At 33.5% G+C, this 19,973-nt stretch carries 19 protein-coding genes; 11 read left to right on the top strand and 8 right to left on the bottom strand.

The genetic code is table 11. The features are described from left to right. A partial coding sequence (locus tag CVD18_RS17025; RefSeq protein ID WP_199185100.1) for a hypothetical protein occupies nt 1-301 on the bottom strand: 301 nt, incomplete at its 3' end. 41 nt (nt 302-342) lie between these two features. Further along, on the bottom strand, nt 343-555 hold the full coding sequence (locus tag CVD18_RS17020; RefSeq protein WP_103864000.1) for a hypothetical protein: 213 nt from the start codon (nt 553-555) through the stop codon (nt 343-345). 161 nt (nt 556-716) lie between these two features. On the opposite strand from CVD18_RS17020, the gene CVD18_RS17015 reads away from it, so the two are divergent. Next, on the top strand, nt 717-1,808 hold the full coding sequence (locus tag CVD18_RS17015) for a polysaccharide deacetylase family protein (RefSeq protein WP_103866624.1): 1,092 nt from the start codon (nt 717-719) through the stop codon (nt 1,806-1,808). A gap of 210 nt (nt 1,809-2,018) precedes the next feature. On the opposite strand, the gene CVD18_RS17010 is transcribed toward CVD18_RS17015, so the two are convergent. Next, nucleotides 2,019-2,477: a GyrI-like domain-containing protein gene (locus tag CVD18_RS17010; RefSeq protein ID WP_103866623.1), complete on the bottom strand. Its 459-nt coding sequence runs from the start codon at nt 2,475-2,477 to the stop codon at nt 2,019-2,021. A gap of 301 nt (nt 2,478-2,778) precedes the next feature. On the opposite strand from CVD18_RS17010, the gene CVD18_RS17005 reads away from it, so the two are divergent. Further along, entirely contained in the window at nt 2,779-4,098 is a 1,320-nt protein-coding gene (locus CVD18_RS17005; protein ID WP_158250483.1) for a M12 family metallopeptidase, read from the top strand. 91 nt (nt 4,099-4,189) lie between these two features. Here CVD18_RS17005 and coaD read toward each other — a convergent pair whose 3' ends face one another. Both coaD and CVD18_RS16995 read right to left on the bottom strand, forming a co-directional pair. Then, complete coding sequence (gene coaD, locus CVD18_RS17000; RefSeq protein ID WP_103866622.1) at nt 4,190-4,645, bottom strand: pantetheine-phosphate adenylyltransferase; 456 nt, start codon at nt 4,643-4,645, stop codon at nt 4,190-4,192. A gap of 88 nt (nt 4,646-4,733) precedes the next feature. After that, on the bottom strand, nt 4,734-5,711 hold the full coding sequence (locus CVD18_RS16995) for a D-alanine--D-alanine ligase (RefSeq protein WP_103866621.1): 978 nt from the start codon (nt 5,709-5,711) through the stop codon (nt 4,734-4,736). A gap of 98 nt (nt 5,712-5,809) precedes the next feature. Here CVD18_RS16995 and CVD18_RS16990 point away from each other — a divergent pair, with 98 nt between their 5' ends. The 3 genes from CVD18_RS16990 (at nt 5,810) to CVD18_RS16980 (ending at nt 7,860) form a co-directional block, all read left to right on the top strand. Further along, nucleotides 5,810-6,394, top strand: a complete 585-nt coding sequence (locus tag CVD18_RS16990; RefSeq protein ID WP_103866620.1) for a PASTA domain-containing protein — start codon at nt 5,810-5,812, stop codon at nt 6,392-6,394. Further along, complete coding sequence (locus tag CVD18_RS16985) at nt 6,394-7,446, top strand: RluA family pseudouridine synthase (protein ID WP_103866619.1); 1,053 nt, start codon at nt 6,394-6,396, stop codon at nt 7,444-7,446. The genes CVD18_RS16990 and CVD18_RS16985 overlap by 1 nt, the downstream gene beginning before the upstream one ends. Nucleotides 7,447-7,668: 222 nt before the next feature. After that, nucleotides 7,669-7,860, top strand: a complete 192-nt coding sequence (locus CVD18_RS16980; RefSeq protein WP_103866618.1) for a cold-shock protein — start codon at nt 7,669-7,671, stop codon at nt 7,858-7,860. Between the two features lie 101 nt (nt 7,861-7,961). Here the strand turns inward: CVD18_RS16980 and CVD18_RS16975 are convergent, their stop codons facing one another. Then, nucleotides 7,962-9,338 (bottom strand): glycoside hydrolase family 71/99-like protein, encoded by a 1,377-nt coding sequence (locus CVD18_RS16975; RefSeq protein WP_103866617.1) that lies wholly within the window; start codon nt 9,336-9,338, stop codon nt 7,962-7,964. Between the two features lie 366 nt (nt 9,339-9,704). Between CVD18_RS16975 and CVD18_RS16970 the strand changes: the two genes are divergently transcribed. The 5 genes from CVD18_RS16970 to CVD18_RS16950 all read left to right on the top strand — a co-directional run bounded on the left by CVD18_RS16970 (nt 9,705) and on the right by CVD18_RS16950 (nt 14,089). Continuing rightward, on the top strand, nt 9,705-10,106 hold the full coding sequence (locus tag CVD18_RS16970; protein ID WP_103866616.1) for a VOC family protein: 402 nt from the start codon (nt 9,705-9,707) through the stop codon (nt 10,104-10,106). A 94-nt stretch (nt 10,107-10,200) separates the two neighbouring features. Then, on the top strand, nt 10,201-10,962 hold the full coding sequence (gene yaaA, locus CVD18_RS16965) for a peroxide stress protein YaaA (RefSeq protein ID WP_103866615.1): 762 nt from the start codon (nt 10,201-10,203) through the stop codon (nt 10,960-10,962). Nucleotides 10,963-11,080: 118 nt separating this feature from the next. Beyond that, nucleotides 11,081-11,584 (top strand): TRAP transporter small permease subunit, encoded by a 504-nt coding sequence (locus CVD18_RS16960; protein WP_103866614.1) that lies wholly within the window; start codon nt 11,081-11,083, stop codon nt 11,582-11,584. Continuing rightward, nucleotides 11,584-12,930 (top strand): TRAP transporter large permease subunit, encoded by a 1,347-nt coding sequence (locus CVD18_RS16955; RefSeq protein WP_103866613.1) that lies wholly within the window; start codon nt 11,584-11,586, stop codon nt 12,928-12,930. Before CVD18_RS16960 ends, CVD18_RS16955 begins: the two co-directional genes overlap by 1 nt. 37 nt (nt 12,931-12,967) lie before the next feature. After that, complete coding sequence (locus CVD18_RS16950) at nt 12,968-14,089, top strand: TRAP transporter substrate-binding protein (protein WP_233194573.1); 1,122 nt, start codon at nt 12,968-12,970, stop codon at nt 14,087-14,089. Nucleotides 14,090-14,159: 70 nt separating this feature from the next. On the opposite strand, the gene CVD18_RS16945 is transcribed toward CVD18_RS16950, so the two are convergent. Beyond that, nucleotides 14,160-15,002 (bottom strand): hypothetical protein, encoded by an 843-nt coding sequence (locus CVD18_RS16945; protein ID WP_103866612.1) that lies wholly within the window; start codon nt 15,000-15,002, stop codon nt 14,160-14,162. A gap of 164 nt (nt 15,003-15,166) precedes the next feature. Further along, on the bottom strand, nt 15,167-16,009 hold the full coding sequence (locus tag CVD18_RS16940; protein ID WP_103866611.1) for a hypothetical protein: 843 nt from the start codon (nt 16,007-16,009) through the stop codon (nt 15,167-15,169). Nucleotides 16,010-16,364: 355 nt separating this feature from the next. Here CVD18_RS16940 and CVD18_RS16935 point away from each other — a divergent pair, with 355 nt between their 5' ends. Further along, nucleotides 16,365-19,817, top strand: a complete 3,453-nt coding sequence (locus CVD18_RS16935; RefSeq protein WP_103866610.1) for a pyruvate carboxylase — start codon at nt 16,365-16,367, stop codon at nt 19,815-19,817. Nucleotides 19,818-19,973 lie beyond the last annotated feature (156 nt).

Here is a 19,973-nt window from a genome sequence, read left to right as displayed (position 1 = left end):
ATATTCTACCTAGCTTACTCTCTTTCCAACTTTCCTCTCTTGTTAGGTACATAGCCCCATCTACACTAACATAATGAAGTTCATCCGCTTTACCTGGTTCATATTCTTTATAAACCAGATTTTTGATAACCGCATTATCAGCATCTTCAATCCATTGTCCATATTTGTGGCAAACACGCTCTATTTGCTTGGCATTGACCCCTGCACCTGTCAAATTATTGATCACATCTTCTGCTTCACTAAATACCAAATACTGACCCATATAGCACATGGTTTCTTGAGCCAAACTACTAATACCCATAAAACCTGGAGATTGAGCAATAACATGAGACTTGCAGGATTCTATCTTTCCAAATCTGGTTTGAAGTTTTTTTTTAAGTTCTTGCTCTTGGGAACACGACCAACAGATAATTGTAAAACTTCTTGCTCAACATTTGACATCATTGCAGCGTACGTAGATTCGTATTGATATCCATTCTCCATACGAGAAGGATCAGATAACCATTGTTCAAAATGTTTGTCGAAGATTAACGAGGCTTGAGTCTTTATATCCATTAAATATGTTTCTAATAAAAATACTAAATTTTAACAAAAAGGGAAATTTGTCGTACACCCCTAAAAGATATGATATCAGAATTTTTTAACCTCTGTTTATTAGTGTGTTATGTGTATATTGGTTATATTGTTGCTATATATAACCTAACCAACTTAAATTTATGAAAAGAAATAAGTATATCAGTTTACTGATGCTAGTATCGGTACTATCTATAGCTTGTGATATTGGAGATGATACCATTGTATTAGAACATATTAAGGATGTTACTATAGAAGTGTCAAAATGGAAAAATGATAATAAAGGTGTGTATTCGCTAATACACGATGATTTTGGAATACCTAATGCCAATGGTATAGCAAATTATGCAGATAGTATTGCTACAGATCATGATATAGAATTTGGCTTTGCTATTATAACGAGCGAGGTAGATCAAACAGAGTGGGGGATTGCTAATAAATTAATTGATAATGGGCATGAGGCTATAAATCATACTCATAATCACTATTGTGGACATGATGTGAGTTGGTGCCCTACCAAAACATGGGGGATTGATGATTTTGATGTTGAAATAGATGTAAGCCATCAACTTATTTATGACAATACGGGAGTAATACCATTATTTTTTGCTTTTCCCTTTGATCAATATACCACCGAAATGCTAACATATTTAGATGGTAAAAAATATTTGGGAGCTAGATCAGGAGCGTACACTCAGGGAGTAAATTCAGATTTTTTAAATGATATCAATACACCTTATTTTGGACTAAAGTTTTATGCACATGGCCCAAATACACCAATAGAAAACCTTAATATAGTAGCTAATATGGCGGCAGAAGAAGGGTTATGGGCAATCAGAGAAGTGCATGGTGTAGCAGATGGTTCTTGGGGGGCAATACCTATACATGATTATACAAATCATATAGAAGTATTGCAAGAATTGCAGGATCAAGGAGAGTTGTGGGTATCACCTCCTACACAAGTTATAAAATATATAGAAACAAGTAAACATACCAGTTTTGATATAGGTAAGGAAGATACTGCGCTATATCTTTCAATTAGTTACAATGAAGGTATTAATACAAATTCTGAGATAACATTTGTGATAGTATACCCTAAGGAAATAGAAATTGATAAAATTACTACGGTGACAGGAGAAGAGGTTTCTTTTTTAGAAAAAAAGAGTAATAAAGCGCTTGTGAATGTTAACCCAGAAGAAATCAATAAACTTAAAATTCAATTCAAGAAATCTTGATTAGATAAGGAGTTTTTATATAAACACATCTTTTTTAAAAAAGATGTGTTTATATAAAAATCAGACTTAGTTTATGAAAATATATTGTTTTAATAATTTACTCACTAAGTGAGGTTTTAATGCTCCGAAGTTTACTTCGAAATTTAAGGTTCGCTTCAAACGAATACTTTGTAGGCTTACCCCGAGCTAGTTTATTTGTAATTTTTGTTTTTATGAAATAGCCACAAAGATATCTACCTCTGCATCACTAGGGTTTTGAGCCTCTTCTCCATAAAACTCAAAATCAGTAGTATAAGTTCTATCAAGATCGGTATCCCAGATAGAGACCCATTTATCGTAGATTACCCCTTTGTTTATATCACCTTTAGCTGTAAATCGTGTATAAGTACTTTTTTTGACCTCTACACTTTTCATCCCTTTAGGTATAGACTCTATATTTTTTACTTTGCACCCCAATATCATTGTGTATTCTTCAGTATGATCACTTTTATAATCTGTGTATACAGCATAGATCGAGTCTTCTAGTTTATGGGGTATTTTATGCAGTACCCCTTCAGAAAAAAAGGTGTCCCATAAAGCAGGAATATCTTTTGTGAATTGATTGTCTTTTTTGGTAGTACGCACAGAAATCCCGAGAACCCAAAAAGGCTCTAAATTTGTTTTTATCATGATGTTATAATAATGAATTAATAGTAAAGTAAAAGTAATATCGAGGAGTGACAAAGGTATGTCAGTAGAAAAAAAGAATTACCGTGGTTTATTAAAAAATGCGTAAAAAAATAAAGAAAAAGTAGCATGTGGCTATTTTTTTGATTTTTTTTCAAAAGTTCTTTTTTTAGTGTAAGCTTAGTAAAAACAACTGTTAGTTAGTTGTTTAGCATAAGCATGAACAAGAGGTATAAGGAGTGCATAACAATATATTTTATGATTTAGCAGTTTACAGATCATATTAACAATAACTTATATTATTATGAACAATTTATTAAGAAGTACTGCACTAGGGGTAACTACCCTTGCAGCGTGCTTGATGTTTAATTCGTGTGAACAAGAAGCTTTTGAAGCCACACCATCTAACCAGGCAGAAACAGTAAAAGGCATGTCAACAGAAATGGCATATCCAAACCAAAAAGGGGAGATTGTTACCATCCAATTGCATGGGCAATCTGTAGAGGTAGAAAAAATAGGTGATGATTATATTTTAGAAGGAGATATGATTGTGTATCCAGATGATTCTCCTCATGCCAAAAGTGTAGGGCGAACCTCTGGTAGATGGCCAAACAATATTGTATATTATGAGATACAAAGCAGTCTACCCAATCAAACTAGAGTAACTACAGCCATTGCGCATTGGGAGGCAAATACGAGCCTTAAATTTGTAAGAAGAACAAATCAATCCGCGTATATTTATTTTCAAGTAGGTAGTGGTTGTTCATCTCAGGTAGGACGTACAGGAAGAAGACAAACTATTAATCTTGCTGGAGGATGTTCTACAGGATCAACTATTCATGAGATTGGACATGCTGTTGGATTATGGCATGAACAAAGTAGAAAAGACAGAGATCAGTATATAACGATCAATTTTCAGAATATAAGACCAGGAATGGAGCATAATTTTCAGACCTATGTGCAACGAGGTAGAGATGGAGATGAGTATACCCCGACATTAGATTTTGGATCTATTATGATGTATAGCTCAAGAGCATTTTCTACAAATGGTCAGCCAACAATTGTTAAAAAAGATGGATCATCTTACACAACAAACAGAAGCGCGCTTTCTCAAGGAGATCTTACAGGTATTAGAGCAATGTATGGCGACGGAGGTAGTGGTGTTGGTAATCAGGCACCTACCGTATCGATTACTTCACCTTCTAGCGGAGCTACATTTGCAGAAGGAGCTACAGTGTCAATCAAAACCTCGGCTTCAGATAGTGATGGTAGTGTGACCAAAGTAGAGTTTTATAGAGGATCAACAAAACTAGGTGAGGACAGAAGTAGTCCATACACTTATACTTGGAATAATTCTACCTCTGGAAACCATAGCCTAACAGCCGTAGCAACAGATAATCAAGGTAAATCAACAACTTCATCTAGAGTAAGCATTACTGTAGAAGGTGGTGGTACTGGTGGTGGCTGTAATGGTGTTGCAGCATGGAAACCTTACCCACAGATATATATGCAAGGGGATAAGGTAGTATATCAAGGAACACTATACCAAGCTCAAACTGGGCCTCTATGGGTAACTCCAAGTAGTGGAGAACACTGGTGGAAAATTATAGGTACATGTAATTAATAAATAGTATATTATATTTATAAAACCCTCATTTGATAGTGATATCAGATGGGGGTTATTTTTGTAATACGATATTATTTTCTAGAATCTTTTATTTTACACGAACTGTATCAGGAACGAGCTCAGAAACATCCCCTCCATTACGAATCACATCCCTTACAATAGAGGAAGATATATAGCTCTTTCCAGAAGAGGTTAATAAAAACACGGTTTCAATTTCAGACATTTTTCTATTGGTATGGGCAATAGCTTTTTCAAACTCAAAATCTCCAGGGTTACGCAGACCACGCAATATAAACTGAGCATTTTGTCTTTTACAAAAATCAACAGTTAATCCCCGATAGGTCATCACTTTTATTTTTGATTCGTTTATAAAAGCTTCTTCTATAAACTGTTTGCGTTGCTCAAGAGAAAACATATATTTCTTTTCAGCATTTACTCCTATAGCCAGAATGATTTCATCAAACAAGGTAAGTCCTCTTTCTATAATATCATAATGTCCTAATGTAATGGGATCAAATGATCCAGGGAAAACAGCTCTTCTCATCAATAAAATTGTTTATTTGTACTACAAATATAAATGAATTTGCAAATTACTATTTTTATCACAATCTTTTCTAATAGAAATAAGCAGTTTATTTATAAATACATGATTCAATGCTATTAGAGAATAATTCTTTTAGACTAATTCCTGCTTTATTAGCTTGTTGAGGTAAGATGCTAGCTTCACTAAGCCCAGGAGTAGTATTCATTTCTATAAAATGGGGTTCCCCATTATGAAAAATATACTCACTTCTAGAAAAACCTTTCATTTTTAATATTTGATATACTCGCAATGCAAGATCTTGCACCTTTTTGGTATCCTCATCAGATAGACGGGCAGGAGTAATTTCTTGTGATTTACCCAGATATTTAGCTTCATAATCAAAAAAATCATTTTCAGAAACAATCTCGGTGATAGGGAGAACAATATCTTTTCCTTGATACTGGATTACTCCAACAGAAACTTCGATTCCGCTTAAAAAAGATTCAATAATAATTTCGTCATCTTCCTTATACGCATTCTCAATAGCAGGAAGTAACAGATCCTCTGTATGTACTTTGGATACCCCATAACTACTACCAGCTTTATTAGCTTTTACAAAACAAGGTAATCCTACAGTATCTATAATAGCTTTAGAGTCTATGGTATCTCCCTTGTTTAAAAAATAATTGGTAGCAGTAGGTATGCCATAAGGTTGTAATGTACTAATGCAGTCACGCTTGTTAAAAGTGAGTGCTGCTTGATAAAAATCACAAGTTGTTTGTGGGATATTGATCAAATCAAAGTAAGCTTGCAATAGCCCATCTTCTCCAGGAGTACCATGTACTGTATTAAAAGCGGCATCAAAAATAATTTTCCCCCCTTCTAGTGTTAAAGAAAAATCATTTTTATCAATACTATGTTTTTGATTAAAATCATCGATATAATACCAATCATTTTTTGCTATATGAATGCGAAACGGAGTATATAAATCTCTGTCAAGGTATTTGTAGACTACATTTCCGCTTTGGATAGAAATTTCAAACTCACTAGAGTATCCCCCTACTAAAATGGCAATGTTTTTCTTCATAAAATGCGTAACTTTTGAAAACAAAAATATCATTTATCTAATAAGAAAAGCGTAAAACTTTCCGTTTTTATATATTTGTCCAAATTTTATATGTGTTTATGAATTTCATCAGAGGTCTTGTCAAGTTTATTTGTAGTAAAATATTCTTAATACAATTGGTTATAGCAGTTGCAATGCTTGCAATTTTGGCATACGTAACATTACAATGGTTAGAGAGTACAACTAATCACCACCAACGTATTGTAGTGCCTAGTCTAAGTAAAAAGAGTCTGGATGATATAGCAATAATGCTTGAGGAGAAAGAGTTGAAGTATGAAGTTCAGGATTCAGCTAGTTTTAATCCGGATTTCCCTAGATATTCAGTAATAGAACAAAACCCTAAAGCGGGGAGTGAGGTTAAGAAAAACCGAAAAATATATGTAACCTTAAATCCTTCTGGTTACCGCAAGATAGAAGTACCTAATATGGTACAAAAAACAAGAAGACAAGTAGAACCAAAATTGATCGCTCTTGGGTTCAAAATAGGGGACGTAACCTACAAACCTAATATTGCCAGAGACATGGTATTAGAATTAAGGCATAAGGGAAAACGATTAAAATCTGGAACAAAATTAATGAAGACCTCTGTCATAGACCTTGTATTAGGTGATGGACAAGGAGCATCAATAAACCTTTCTAACTGATTTTGGAAAAAAATATAGATACAGGAGATTTTGGTACTAATGAAGATGATCTCTATGAGCATCACCGTTTTGTAGCGGGAGCAGGTCAAGTACCATTAAGGGTGGATAAGTTTTTGATGAATTTTGTAGAGAATGCAACCCGTAATAGAATACAACAAGCCGCAAAAGATGGCAGTGTATTTGTAAATGACGTTGCTGTAAAATCTAATCATAAAGTCAAACCTCATGATATTGTGAGAGTTTTGTTTTCTCACCCACCTTATGAAAACTTACTTACTCCAGAAAATATCCCTTTGGATATTGTGTATGAAGATGATGCACTTCTTGTGGTAAATAAACCAGCAGGTATCGTCGTGCATCCTGGTCATGGCAATTATTCTGGTACATTGATTAATGCTTTGATTTATCATTTTGATAATTTACCCAATAATAGTAGCGATAGACCAGGATTGGTACATCGTATCGATAAGGATACCAGTGGCTTATTGGTGGTTGCCAAGACAGAAGAAGCGATGACTCATCTGGCAAAACAATTTTTTGATAAGACCAGTCAACGAGAATATGTAGCAATAGTATGGGGGAATCTAGAAGAAGACCAAGGCACTATTGAAGGCAATATTGGTCGTCATCCTAAGAATAGATTACAGAATACTGTTTTTGAAGGAGAAGAAGTAGAGAAGGGAAAACCAGCAGTAACGCATTATAAAGTTATAGAGCGATTAGGATATGTAACATTGGTGTCTTGTAAATTAGAGACAGGGAGAACACATCAGATTAGAGTGCATATGAAGCATATTGGACATACCTTGTTTAATGACGAACGATATGGAGGAGAAAAAATATTGAAAGGAACTACTTTTACAAAATATAAACAATTTGTAGAAAATTGTTTTAAGGTTTTGCCAAGGCAGGCACTGCATGCAAAAACACTTGGTTTTGAACACCCTGTTACAGGAAAACAAATGCATTTTGAAGCCCCAATACCGCAAGATATAGATCAATGTGTAGATAGATGGAGGAACTATGCAAAAAATCAATTGAACAATGAATAGCTTTACTCCTTAAATAGATTGATTTGTAATGTACCTTTATAAGAAATATGAGTAGTGTTTTTGTATATGTAAATGACTTCTGATAATTGCAATTTATATGTTTAATATCTTTATTATCATTGTATTTAGGGGATATTAAATGGTACAGAATAAAAACTTTATTTTGAAATAAATTGGAAAAACTGGTCAAATAGTATTACCTTCGTGTTTTAATATTTTATAATGAACAAAGGAACAGTAAAATTTTTCAATGACTCCAAAGGATTTGGATTCATTACAGAAGAGGGATCAAATAAAGATCACTTCGTACACATTTCAGGGCTTATAGATGAGATTCGTGAAGGTGATGAAGTAGAATTTGATCTTAAAGAAGGTAAAAAAGGAATGAACGCGGTAAACGTGAAAGTATTATAATATACATTTTGACTTTTTTAAAAACACAAGCCTGTCTGATAGACAGGCTTTTTTTTGTTCTTTAAAAAGTATTCTTTTTATCATAGCCATTTTGTAAAATACTATAAGAATCGCCTTACAGCTTGTATAACTCTATTAGCACGATTCATATCAAGTTGCTTTATATATTTATACGTTCTATTCAATAAACGTTGTGCCTGTTCATTATTCGTATACTCTTTTCTTGTCAAGTATAAGTCCAGAGCAACTTGTAGATCACCTGATGTATGAGGTACTCCTGTATATTGTTGTAAGAGTTGTAAATAGGTAAAACCAAACTCTTGTGTAGGCTCTATCATAGTACCCTCTCCAAAATCATTCCAGGTAATAATTTGTATAAAATCAGAGCGCTCATGATGGTTGTAATTCAACGTTTCTATAAAAGTAGTGCCGTTATTGAGGTCGATAGTCCAACTATCGGTGCCACCAGCCCATCCACCTTCATTATAAAAACTATTAAACCCAGGATAGGCTGATCCAACAATAATTTGATCTGTTGTCTGGTGAGTGTTATAATAATGCTCATGAGTCAGTAAATGATCCTGATCTACCCATAAAAATTCTCCTGTAGCATTTACACCAACAGAGTTACTAGCAGCCCATAATGTCAAAAAATCAGGGCGATTAGATGTAGGTAAAATATCAAATACCTGATTCCAGGATGTTTCAGTTGTTATATGATGAGGACCAAAAACAAATAACATATTATTATTGTTATGTTTCATATATTTTGGGCTAGAGAAGTACTTTTGATTGATGTATGTAAAATCATCTTGTGCAGCTTCTATAATACTAGTGGTATGTGATTGCTCTGCTACCTGAGCAGCAACCCTGTCTTCGTACATAATAGAAAATTGAAGCCCTAAATCCTCTAATGCTGTAATAAAAGTCTCGGTAGACTGTTTGATCAACCCATAATCATGTAAATCTTTACTGCCATACCAATCAAAGATTACTCCATCTATTCCAGATAGTTTCATTATTAAAAAATGATACTCATGCAAATCAGGATCATTAGATGAATAGGGACCAATAAGCGGGTAATAATGAGAAGCAATTTGTAGATTACCATTTGATTTTGGGACATCAGGGTTTTGATTACTCATAGTCCAATGTTGACCCCAATAGCCATCAAAATCTTTACTTTGAAACCAAGGAAGGTAATGTACATACACTTTTTTGGGATTCTCTTTGACAATATCCATGCTAGAGACATCCGTGATATACCCTTTTTTCTCTTGTTCTAAGAGATCTAATTCCTCTTCTAATACTTTCAACAACTCAGCATCTGAGTATACGGTGTCCTGAACAGTTTCGGAGGCTGATCGTTCATCCGTTTGTGGTTCTGTGATCAACAAATCCTCTTCTTTCTCACAAGAATAGAGGAGAATGACTATTGATAACAATAAAAAAATAATTTTGCTCGAAGTTCGTAACATATTACAAATTTTAAATTATACATTAAGGCAATAAGTAGCAATAAAATTGTGATTATAGACAATGAATTCACCAATAATAAATAATAAAAATCATAATTTTTGTGACGAAAGTCAGAAGGTTATCCCCTCGTTGTAATACGTTGTTAATGTTAAAAATAGTTAAAATGTAAATCAAAAAAAAATAATTTTAATATTTTATTAACATTTTAATTAAAGGTATACCTTAAAAATGAATAGTATAGCGTATCAAAATATATCATTGATAATTGGGATAGAGAGTGTTGATAAAGGTATTTCTTTTGTTTATTGTAATTATCTGTTATATTGATACTTAATGTTTTTATTGTGTTGATAAAAATATTTTATATGACATTCAAAAGAACAGGGCTAATTCTATATGTAAAGAAATATGAGGAATGTATTACGTTTTATAATGAAATAGTAGAGTTGGATATTTTGTTTAAAGATACAGAATTAACGTGTTTTGATCTTTATGGAACCTATCTTATGGTAGAAAAAGAAGACAGGAGAGAATATCTTCAGTTAAAAGAAAATTTTGATAAAAATTTTAGCTGTATCAGAATAAATGTAGAGCATGTAAAAACCATAGCAGAAAATCTTATAAATAAAAATATCGACGTTGATTATCAAGAACATTCGTGGGGTACAGTAGCAAAATTTTTTGATCCCGATGGAAATCTGTTGGCATACAAAGATGAAGAAAGCTTTATGTCACAGATAGAAAAACATATAATAAGACCAGAATAACTTTTATAAATACCCGAATAGAGAATAAATACAGATACGGATTTTAATTCTCAATGTACAATCGTATTTTTGAGCAACAAAAATAGCATCTATAATGAAAATTGTAATATCTCCAGCAAAATCATTAGATTTTGAAACAGCTTTGCCAACAACACAGTATACGACACCAGTGTTTCTTTCTGAAATAGAAAAACTAAATACGGTACTCAGAAAGAAAACACCCAAAAACCTTTCTGAGCTAATGAATATAAGTGATAAATTAGCACAATTAAACTGGCAACGCAATCAGGATTTTGAGTTACCTTTTACAATAGATAATGCAAGACCTTCGGTTTATGCATTCAATGGAGATGTATATACAGGATTAGATGCCTATACCATTCCTGAAGATAAATTAGATGTGCTACAAGATAAGTTGAGAATACTATCTGGATTATATGGTATATTAAAACCATTAGATCTCATGCAGCCATATCGTTTAGAGATGGGAACTAAGATAAAAGTAGGGCGAAAAAATAATTTGTACGAATTCTGGAAAAAGCAAATTACTCAACAACTTAATGATGAATTGCAAGAGAATGAGCTATTTGTAAACCTAGCTAGCAATGAATATTTTAGTGCTATAGATACAAAATCATTAAAAGTACCTGTGATTACTCCTCAGTTTAAGGATTGGAAAGGAGACAAACTTAAAATAATTAGTTTCTTTGCAAAGAAAGCCAGAGGTATGATGGTTCGTTATATACTCGATACAGGAGCAGAAACTATAGATGACTTAAAAGGTTTTAATTATGAAGGGTATGGATTTAGCGAGGAGTTTACTACAAAGCCTAATGAGCCTGTTTTTGTGCGGTAATCAATAGTAGTGTCTAGCTTTTAAATAGTTAATAAGACCTATTTTCTTATACTACTTCTATTTTTTGTGTAGCTAATTTTAGTATCTTCATACTACGATTACAAACACAAATCATTAGATGCAAAAAAGTATTGATTTTTTAGACTGGATTGGTGAGAAAACAGGAACATTAGTTAGTTGGATAGCCGTTTTTTTGGCAGTGATGATTGGTCTGGATGTGATCGTTCGCTATATTTTTAAATTTACATATGTCTGGATGATCGAGATAGAAATTTATCTCTTTGGAATGTTGTTTTTACTTGCCTCTGGATATACATTCAAATTTGAAAAACATGTACGAGTAGATGTTTTTTATACCAAATTATCCAACAAAGGCAAAGCTTGGGTCGACCTTTTTGGAGGTGTTTTTTTATTAGTTCCTTGGTGTTATGTAGTCATCGTTTCATCATGGTATTATGGGCAGTTTTCTTTTATGATAGGTGAAAGTTCTCCTCAACCAGGAGGATTACCAGGGTTATATGTCCTTAAGTTTTGTATCACCCTTGGGTTTATCTTCCTATTACTTCAAGGGATTTCACATATGTTGAAATCATTTCAAACCATTTTCAATAAAAAGGCGTAATGGAGTATCTGGCAATCGTACTATTTCTAATTATATTTATTATGATTCTCAGAGGTTATCCTGTAGCTTTTACATTAGGAGGAGTCTCTGTGATTTTTGCTTTTGGAGTTTCTGTTTTTGCACCAGAGCAGTTCCAGATGTCTACATTTTATTTACTTCCTTCTCGAATTATGGGAGTAGTCAATAATTATGTATTGATGGCGGTTCCTCTATTTATTTTTATGGGAATTATGTTAGAAAAATCTGGCCTTGCACAAAGTTTATTAGAAACAATGGCTATGATGTTTGGTCGTGTACGTGGCGGATTGGCAATTTCTGTAGTATTGGTTGGCGCATTGCTTGCAGCATCAACAGGAATTGTAGGAGCAACCGTGGTAACTATGGGGTTAATAAGTTTGCCTACAATGCTCAAAAGAGGATATAAAACAGAACTTGCTACTGGAGTAATTGCATCTTCGGGGACTTTAGGGCAAATTATTCCACCATCAATTGTACTGGTATTACTAGCAGATACCATTAATAGCTCTTCCAGAGGGTCGGCATCTGTAGATGTAGGTACATTATTCTCAGCAGCATTATTACCGGGAATATTACTAGTAGGGCTCTATATTATTTACATATTGATCACCTCTTTTATTAATAAAGAAGATGCACCTAGTATTCCTGCAGAAGAAATAGCAGCATTTAGAGGAAATGATTTTATAGTAAAAGTGTTCAAAGTATTATTTCTACCAATATTATTAATTGTTTTAGTATTAGGTTCTATTTTTACAGGAATTGCATCACCTACAGAAGCCTCTGCTATTGGTGTAATAGGAGCAACACTATTAACGATCACTCAAAAAAAGTTTTCTTTTAAAACATTAAAACAAGTAGCTCAAGAGACTAGCAAACTTACTTCGATGGTCTTCTTTATTCTTTTAGGGGCAACCACATTTACATTGGTATTCAGAACATTGGGTGGTGATACGTACCTGCAAGAATTAATTATATCCTCAAACTTGAGTCCTCTTATGTTTTTGGTATTAGTGATGGTAGTCATTTTTATAGCAGGTTTTTTTATTGATTTTATTGAGATCATATTCATTATAATACCAGTAGTAACACCTGTTTTTAACGCCTTTGATATGGATATGTTATGGGTTGGAATTTTGATAGCATTAAATCTGCAAACATCATTTTTGACTCCTCCGTTTGGTTTTGCATTATTTTACCTCAAAGGAGTTGCACCAGAGAGCGTAAAAACCAATCAGATTTATAAAGGTATTATTCCTTTTATAATCATTCAACTAATCATTGTTGGAGTAGTAGTATTTTTTCCAGAGATTATTTTTATTTCAAAATAAAAAGAGAACAAGTTACTTAGTACAAAAGATAGAATTTATGAATATTCAAAAACACACCATATTTACATACACTGTTTTATTAATAACAGTGTCATTGTTTTTTTCTTGTCTTGGGGATCCTCCAGCTAGTATGAGTACGGCCACATATGATGTAGCCAAGCCTGACAAGGTTTTTTATTGGAAAATGACCACCACTTGGCCACCAAACTTTCCTGTGGTAGGTGAAGTAGCAGAAAAATATGCTGAATGGGTAGATGAACTATCTAATGGACAAATAAAAATAAAAGTATATGGAGGAGGAGAGCTGGTACCCCCATTAGAAGCTTTTGATGCAGTCTCGCAAGGTAGTATAGAAATGGGATGCGGAGCAGCGTATTATTGGGCAGGAAAAACCCCCGCAGCACAATTCTTTGCAGCAGTTCCGTTTGGGATGAATAGTCAGCAGATTACCTCGTGGTTGGAAACTGGAGGCGGATACGAGTTATGGAAAAAGACGTATGCCAAATTTAATCTTGTGCCATTTATGGGAGGAAATACAGGAGTGCAGATGGGAGGTTGGTTTAATCGTGAGATTAATTCTATAGAAGACTTTAAAGGATTAAAAATGCGTTTACCAGGCATAGGAGGAAAGGTGCTAGAAAAAGCAGGAGGCGCAGCTGTACTTGTAGCAGGTAGCGAGGTGTATACAAGTTTAGAAAGAGGAGTGATCGATGCAACAGAATGGATTGGACCTTACCACGATTATAAGATGGGGTTTCATAAAATAGCAAAGTATTACTATACACCTGGATGGCACGAAACAGGTTCGCAGTTAGAGTTTTTTGTCAATAAAAACCTATATGATGGTTTGCCAAGACATTTACAAGCAGTATTAGAGGCAGCATCAAAACGTGCACAAGTATGGGTTTTGGCAGAGTTTGATAAACAAAATGGTATTTACCTAGATAAATTAATCAATGAAGAAAAGGTAGAACTTCGAGAATTTTCAAAAGAAACTCTTGATGGTTTACGAGGTTATACAGAAGAAGCAATTCAAGAAATGATAGGAGATGATCCGCTGTCTAAAGAAGTATATGAGAGTTATTCAAATTTTCAGAACAATATTTCTAAATGGTCAAAAGTAACAGAGAAAGCTTATTACAATAAAATACAGAAATGATAAAACCGTTTTTAGAAATTTTTCTAAAAACGGTTTTACTATTAATTATGACGAAATAGAATAGCTTTTTTTATAGAGTGAAATTTTCCTCTACGCTTAGGTCTATTGTTGTAGTGTTACCATCACTATCTGTTTGATTAGCAATCTTATCACAAGTACCATCACCATAGTCCAATGTAGTGGTTGCTGTATTTTCATTGGTCACAATAGTACCACTAACTACATATTCACATCCATTTTCAATTCGTAATGGAGCAGTAGTTTTAGAAGTATACACATCACCATTATTAAATTCAGCTTTAGTATCTAAATGAACTAGTGTGTGGTATTCAAAAGTTTCCTGATTCAAGATTACTTCTGTAGAAGTAACATCCTTACTAGTAACTTTAAGACCATCATCCCATGTAAATACATAGTCAGAAGTTGAAGTAAAATACTGATCACTCTCTAGATTAGCAGAGATAGTAGCAACAGAATTTCCACTAACAGTTATACCTTTAAAAGAAAAGTTCTCTAATGAATAATTCATATCGATTCGTACTCCTGTAGCTTCTTCTTTAATGCTAAAACTTATAATAATTTTACCAGATACAGTTTCTCCATCAGGTAAGCTACAATTAGTACCAAAATCTATAGTAACATTTCCTCCTGTACCAGCATCCATACCATCAATAGTAGTACAGTCAGTAGTTTTATTGATATAGCTACTCTTAGAAGCAGGAGTAGGTTGAGTGTTAAAAGCACCTTGTACTACTGCATTAATTTCACGATTAGCTGATTTTATGTCCTTATATTTTGTAGCAGTAATCACTCCATCAGGAGCTGTAGATGTGTTATCATCGTCACTACTACAGCTTAGCATAAAAGCGGTTGTTATAAGTACACTTGTAAAAGCAATAATTCGGTTTTTCATATTTAATGATTAAAAAAAAGGTTATATATTATTTACTCGGGGTTGTTAAGAGACAAAATTAGTCAATGGTACTAATGATGAATACTAATCCTTTGTTAACTTTCAATAAAAAAACGCTTCAGAGAAAATCTCTAAAACGCTTTTTTTAAACAAAGGAAAAGTTGTTATAATTCTATGGTTGTTTGATTACCATCGCTATCAGTTTGAGTAGCAATATTATCACAAGTTCCATCACCATAATCCAAGGTAACGGTAGCGGTATTTTCTGTAGTAACGATAACACCACTTACTGTATATTGACAAGCGCTCTCATTACGTATAGGAGTTGTAATTTCTGCAGCGTATCGATCACCATTAGAAAATTCTGTTACACTAGTACCTGTAGTTACTGTATAAAAAATCAAATCAGTGGGAGTATCTGGATTATTAGTTTCAAAAACTGATTCTGTAACAAAGTTAGTTGTGCTTGTAGCAGAAATTTCATTGCCCCAAGCAAATGAGAAATCTGAATTTGTTGTAAAGCGTGTAGCACCTGTAGTATCATTTTGAATAGAAAATATAGTCGTAGCATTACCACTTACTGTAATGTCATTGTAGATAACATTTTCAAGACTATAATTAATTTCTATTTTACTTTCAGTATCTAACTCCACAGCAAAACTCATACGAATCTTACCAGATATAATTTCTCCGTTAGATACTTCACAATTAGTACCAAAATCAATAACAACAACTTGATTTTGTTCTGTTATTTCTGAGGTAATTGTCATGCAATTTGACATTTTATTAGCAGGGTTACCATGCAGTTTGATAGTAGATTCTGTGTTAAAAACATTTTCTACGATAGTGTTTATTTTGGTATTAGCAGCTTCAATGTTTTTATATTGTTTTGAAGTAGTAACAGGAGTAGAGGGAATAGATGTTTTGTCATCATCACTATTACAACTTGATAAAAATGCACTGGTAAATAGTAGTAGGCTGGCAAATACAATAATTCTATTTTTCATAATAAAAATATTTAATAAGTATTAAACAAATGGTTTATGATTCGGGAATATCTTTTAGCAATCATATTAGAGATTGTATTCCCTCTTGTATTTTATAATAACGAATAAAGCTTGATAATCTTATATAACTAGATATAAACTCTAATTTTTTAGAGATGAAGTATTCTCAAATTAAGAATAATAATAACTTACCATTTTGATGAATAATAGTGTTTTAATTAACAGATTAATAGAATTAGTTAAGTATTAGTGAAAAAATGAATTATTTTGAAGTGGTTGTATTGCAATAAATTATCTGAATTAATATCTTCGGAGACGAGTGTTCAAAAAGTTTTAATTTATTTAATATTATATCATGCAAATCAAAAAAGTATTAGTGGCTAATAGGGGAGAAATCGCAATTCGTATTTTTAGAGCTTGTACAGAGATTGGTTTGCAAACGGTAGGAGTATATACCTATGAAGACCGATACTCCTTACACAGATACAAATCTGATGAAGCCTACCAGATTGGCGAAAATAACCAACCGTTAAAACCGTACCTCAATATAGAGGAGATTATCAAAGTTGCAAAAAATAATAATGTAGATGCCATTCATCCAGGATATGGGTTTCTATCAGAAAACGCGGATTTTGCACAGAAATGTTTAGAAAATGATATCATTTTTATTGGCCCTAAAGTGTCGGTATTACAATCGTTGGGAGATAAGATAACGGCCAAAAAAGTAGCAATAGAAAATGATATACCAATTATTCAAAGTAATAAAAAGGAACTTATAGACATCTCTATTGCTATAGAAGAAGCAAAGAGTATCGGGTATCCTGTAATGCTCAAAGCCGCCTCAGGAGGGGGAGGTCGAGGTATGCGAGTAATTAGAAATAAAGAAGAATTAGAAAAAGCGTATCCTGAGTCTCGTAGAGAAGCGCTAAATGCTTTTGGTGATGATACTGTATTTCTAGAGAAATTTGTTGAAAACCCAAAACATATCGAAGTACAAATTGTAGCAGATCACCATGGTAATATGGTACATCTTTTTGAACGAGATTGCTCTGTACAAAGACGTTATCAAAAAGTGATTGAATATGCTCCTTCTTTTGGAGTATCAGAAAAGATTAAACAAGCTCTATATGAGTATGCACTAAAAATTTGTAAAGCGGTAGATTATAATAATATTGGTACTGTAGAATTTTTGGTAGATGAAGACGAGAGTATTTATTTTATAGAAGTAAATCCACGTGTGCAGGTAGAGCATACGGTAACAGAGATTGTTACGGGGATAGATCTAATCAAGGCACAAGTATTTATTGCAGGAGGGTATGAACTATCAGATCGACAAATCAAAATAGAGAGTCAAGAAAATCTAAAAATAAATGGATTTGCATTACAGTGTAGAATCACAACAGAAGACCCTGAAAATGATTTTAAACCTGATTATGGTACAATCACTACCTATAGAAGTGCTTCTGGATTCGGGATACGATTAGACGCAGGAAGTGTATATCAAGGAGTAACTATTTCTCCGTTTTTTGATTCGATGCTGGTAAAAATCTCTGCTAATAGCAGAACGTTAGATGGAGCTTGTAGAAAAATGAGAAGAGCTCTTTCAGAGTTTAGAATACGAGGAGTAAAAACCAATATGCCATTTTTAGATAATATTCTTCAACACGAAATTTTTAGGAAAGGAGAGGCAACCGTTAATTTTATTCAAAACACAAAATCATTATTTACAATAAAAGAATCTCGTAATCGAGCTACCAAAATGGCGAATTTTCTTGGTAATGTTATTGTTAATGGGAATCCTGATGTAAAAAAAATAGATCCCGAAAAAACTTTTGTAACACCCGTTGTACCAAAATATAATGAAACGGCAAGTTATGCCAAAGGAACCAAAGATTTACTTGCCGAATTAGGTCCAGAGAAATTTGCAACCTGGCTTAAGAATGAGAAGAAAGTACATTATACAGACACTACTATGAGAGATGCTCACCAAAGTCTGTTGGCAACAAGAATGCGTACATATGATATGCAAAAAGTAGCAGAAGGATTTGCAAAGAATCATCCTGAAATCTTTAGTATGGAAGTATGGGGAGGAGCAACCTTTGATGTCTGCCTGCGTTTTCTTAAAGAAAACCCTTGGGAGCGACTTCGCACTCTACGAAAAGCAATGCCCAATCTATTACTACAAATGTTGATTCGTGGATCTAACGGAGTAGGGTATAAAGCGTATCCAGATAATTTGATAGGTAAATTTGTAGAACAATCATGGGAGAATGGAGTTGATGTGTTTAGAGTTTTTGATTCTTTAAACTGGATGAAATCTATTGCCCCTTGTATTGAGCATGTGCGTACAAAAACTCAAGGATTGGCAGAAGGATCATTATGTTATACAGGAGATATTCTAGACCCTAAAAGGACCAAATACACACTAGAATATTATATTCAATTGGCTAAAGATATAGAAAATGCAGGAGCTCATGTTCTTGGAATTAAAGATATGGCAGGATTACTAAAACCTTATGCCGCTTATGAACTGGTTTCTGCATTAAAAACAGAAATAAATATCCCTATTCATTTGCATACACATGATACATCCTCTGTGCAATCAGCAACATATCTCAAAGCTATAGAAGCAGGAGTAGATGTGGTAGATGTAGCAATTGGTGGATTATCAGGGTTAACTGCCCAACCCAATTTTAATGCAGTACTAGAAATGATGAAATTTCATGAACGAGAGAACCCAATTAATATTTCAAAGTTGAATGAGTATTCTAATTATTGGGAGGCCGTGCGTGAGTATTATTATGTTTTTGAATCTGGATTAAAAGCTGGAACAGGAGAGGTATATCAACATGAAATTCCAGGAGGACAATACTCAAATCTTAAACCACAAGCGCAAGGACTAGGATTAGCAGACCGTTTTCATGAAATTACCAAAATGTATGGTGAGGTAAATCAACTTTTTGGTGATATTGTAAAAGTGACTCCAAGTTCTAAAGTAGTAGGGGATATGGCACAATATCTGGTAAGTAATAATCTGACGATAGAAGATGTAAAAGAGCGAGGAGAAACTATTTCATTTCCACAATCTGTAGTTAGTTTGTTCAAAGGAGAATTAGGACAAACTGTAGGAGGGTTTCCCAAAGATTTACAAAAATCTATACTCAAAGATCAAAAGCCTTTTACCAATAGGCCCAATGCACACCTGGAACCTGTAGATTTTGAAACAGAATTTGAAGATTTTGTAAAAACATTCAGAAAAGGAATGGCAAGAGCATTAGATATTACAGATTTTCTTTCGTATAAGTTATACCCAAAAGTTTTTACAGGAGCATACAACCACCATCTACAATATGGTGATGTAACAAATATACCGACCAAAAACTTTTTCTACGGGATGACACCAGGAGAAGAGATCATTATAGAATTGGATAAAGGAAAAACATTACTGATAGAATTGATATCTATAGGAGAACCCCATGAGGATGGTATGGTAACTATATTTTTCAAGGTAAATGGACAGACAAGAAATGTAGAAATACAAGACCACTCTATCAAAGTAGAGAAAGTAACACATGTCAAGGTAGATAAATCAGATTCAAAACAAATAGGAGCCCCCTTACAAGGGTCTTTGTCTTCTATATTGGTAAAAACAGGACAAGAAGTAAAGAAAAACGAACCTCTATTTATAATTGAAGCTATGAAGATGGAAACCACCATTACGGCCAATGAAGATGCAGTTGTTAAGAAAATCGCTCTCAAATCTGGAATCATGGTCAATGCAGATGATTTGGTAGTATCTTTTAAATAATAAGTTTTCGCTCTAGTTTATAATTGCTATTATTCGTATCTTTAATTCATGGATTTAGAAAAGATAAAAGTTGAAATAAGTAAGTTATCCATTGAAGATCAGGCTTTATTGGCGGCAGAACTTGAGAAATTGACTTTGAAAGGAAGTCCCGCAGTT

It is taken from the genome of Aquimarina sp. I32.4 (genome assembly GCF_002924285.1).
Taxonomy (GTDB): domain Bacteria; phylum Bacteroidota; class Bacteroidia; order Flavobacteriales; family Flavobacteriaceae; genus Aquimarina.
Note: the sequence above shows the minus strand (reverse complement) of the source record. Positions and strands in the feature narration are given on the sequence as shown.

Bases quoted from the DNA above. Each gene is read 5' to 3' on its own strand.
- CVD18_RS17020 (WP_103864000.1), bottom strand. From the start codon at position 555: ATGGATATAAAGACTCAAGCCTCGTTAATCTTCGACAAACATTTTGAA.
- CVD18_RS17015 (WP_103866624.1), top strand. From the start codon at position 717: ATGAAAAGAAATAAGTATATCAGTTTACTGATGCTAGTATCGGTACTA.
- CVD18_RS17010 (WP_103866623.1), bottom strand. From the start codon at position 2,477: ATGATAAAAACAAATTTAGAGCCTTTTTGGGTTCTCGGGATTTCTGTG.
- CVD18_RS17005 (WP_158250483.1), top strand. From the start codon at position 2,779: ATGAACAATTTATTAAGAAGTACTGCACTAGGGGTAACTACCCTTGCA.
- coaD (WP_103866622.1), bottom strand. From the start codon at position 4,645: ATGAGAAGAGCTGTTTTCCCTGGATCATTTGATCCCATTACATTAGGA.
- CVD18_RS16995 (WP_103866621.1), bottom strand. From the start codon at position 5,711: ATGAAGAAAAACATTGCCATTTTAGTAGGGGGATACTCTAGTGAGTTT.
- CVD18_RS16990 (WP_103866620.1), top strand. From the start codon at position 5,810: ATGAATTTCATCAGAGGTCTTGTCAAGTTTATTTGTAGTAAAATATTC.
- CVD18_RS16980 (WP_103866618.1), top strand. From the start codon at position 7,669: ATGAACAAAGGAACAGTAAAATTTTTCAATGACTCCAAAGGATTTGGA.
- CVD18_RS16975 (WP_103866617.1), bottom strand. From the start codon at position 9,338: ATGTTACGAACTTCGAGCAAAATTATTTTTTTATTGTTATCAATAGTC.
- CVD18_RS16970 (WP_103866616.1), top strand. From the start codon at position 9,705: ATGACATTCAAAAGAACAGGGCTAATTCTATATGTAAAGAAATATGAG.
- yaaA (WP_103866615.1), top strand. From the start codon at position 10,201: ATGAAAATTGTAATATCTCCAGCAAAATCATTAGATTTTGAAACAGCT.
- CVD18_RS16960 (WP_103866614.1), top strand. From the start codon at position 11,081: ATGCAAAAAAGTATTGATTTTTTAGACTGGATTGGTGAGAAAACAGGA.
- CVD18_RS16955 (WP_103866613.1), top strand. From the start codon at position 11,584: ATGGAGTATCTGGCAATCGTACTATTTCTAATTATATTTATTATGATT.
- CVD18_RS16950 (WP_233194573.1), top strand. From the start codon at position 12,968: ATGAATATTCAAAAACACACCATATTTACATACACTGTTTTATTAATA.
- CVD18_RS16945 (WP_103866612.1), bottom strand. From the start codon at position 15,002: ATGAAAAACCGAATTATTGCTTTTACAAGTGTACTTATAACAACCGCT.
- CVD18_RS16940 (WP_103866611.1), bottom strand. From the start codon at position 16,009: ATGAAAAATAGAATTATTGTATTTGCCAGCCTACTACTATTTACCAGT.
- CVD18_RS16935 (WP_103866610.1), top strand. From the start codon at position 16,365: ATGCAAATCAAAAAAGTATTAGTGGCTAATAGGGGAGAAATCGCAATT.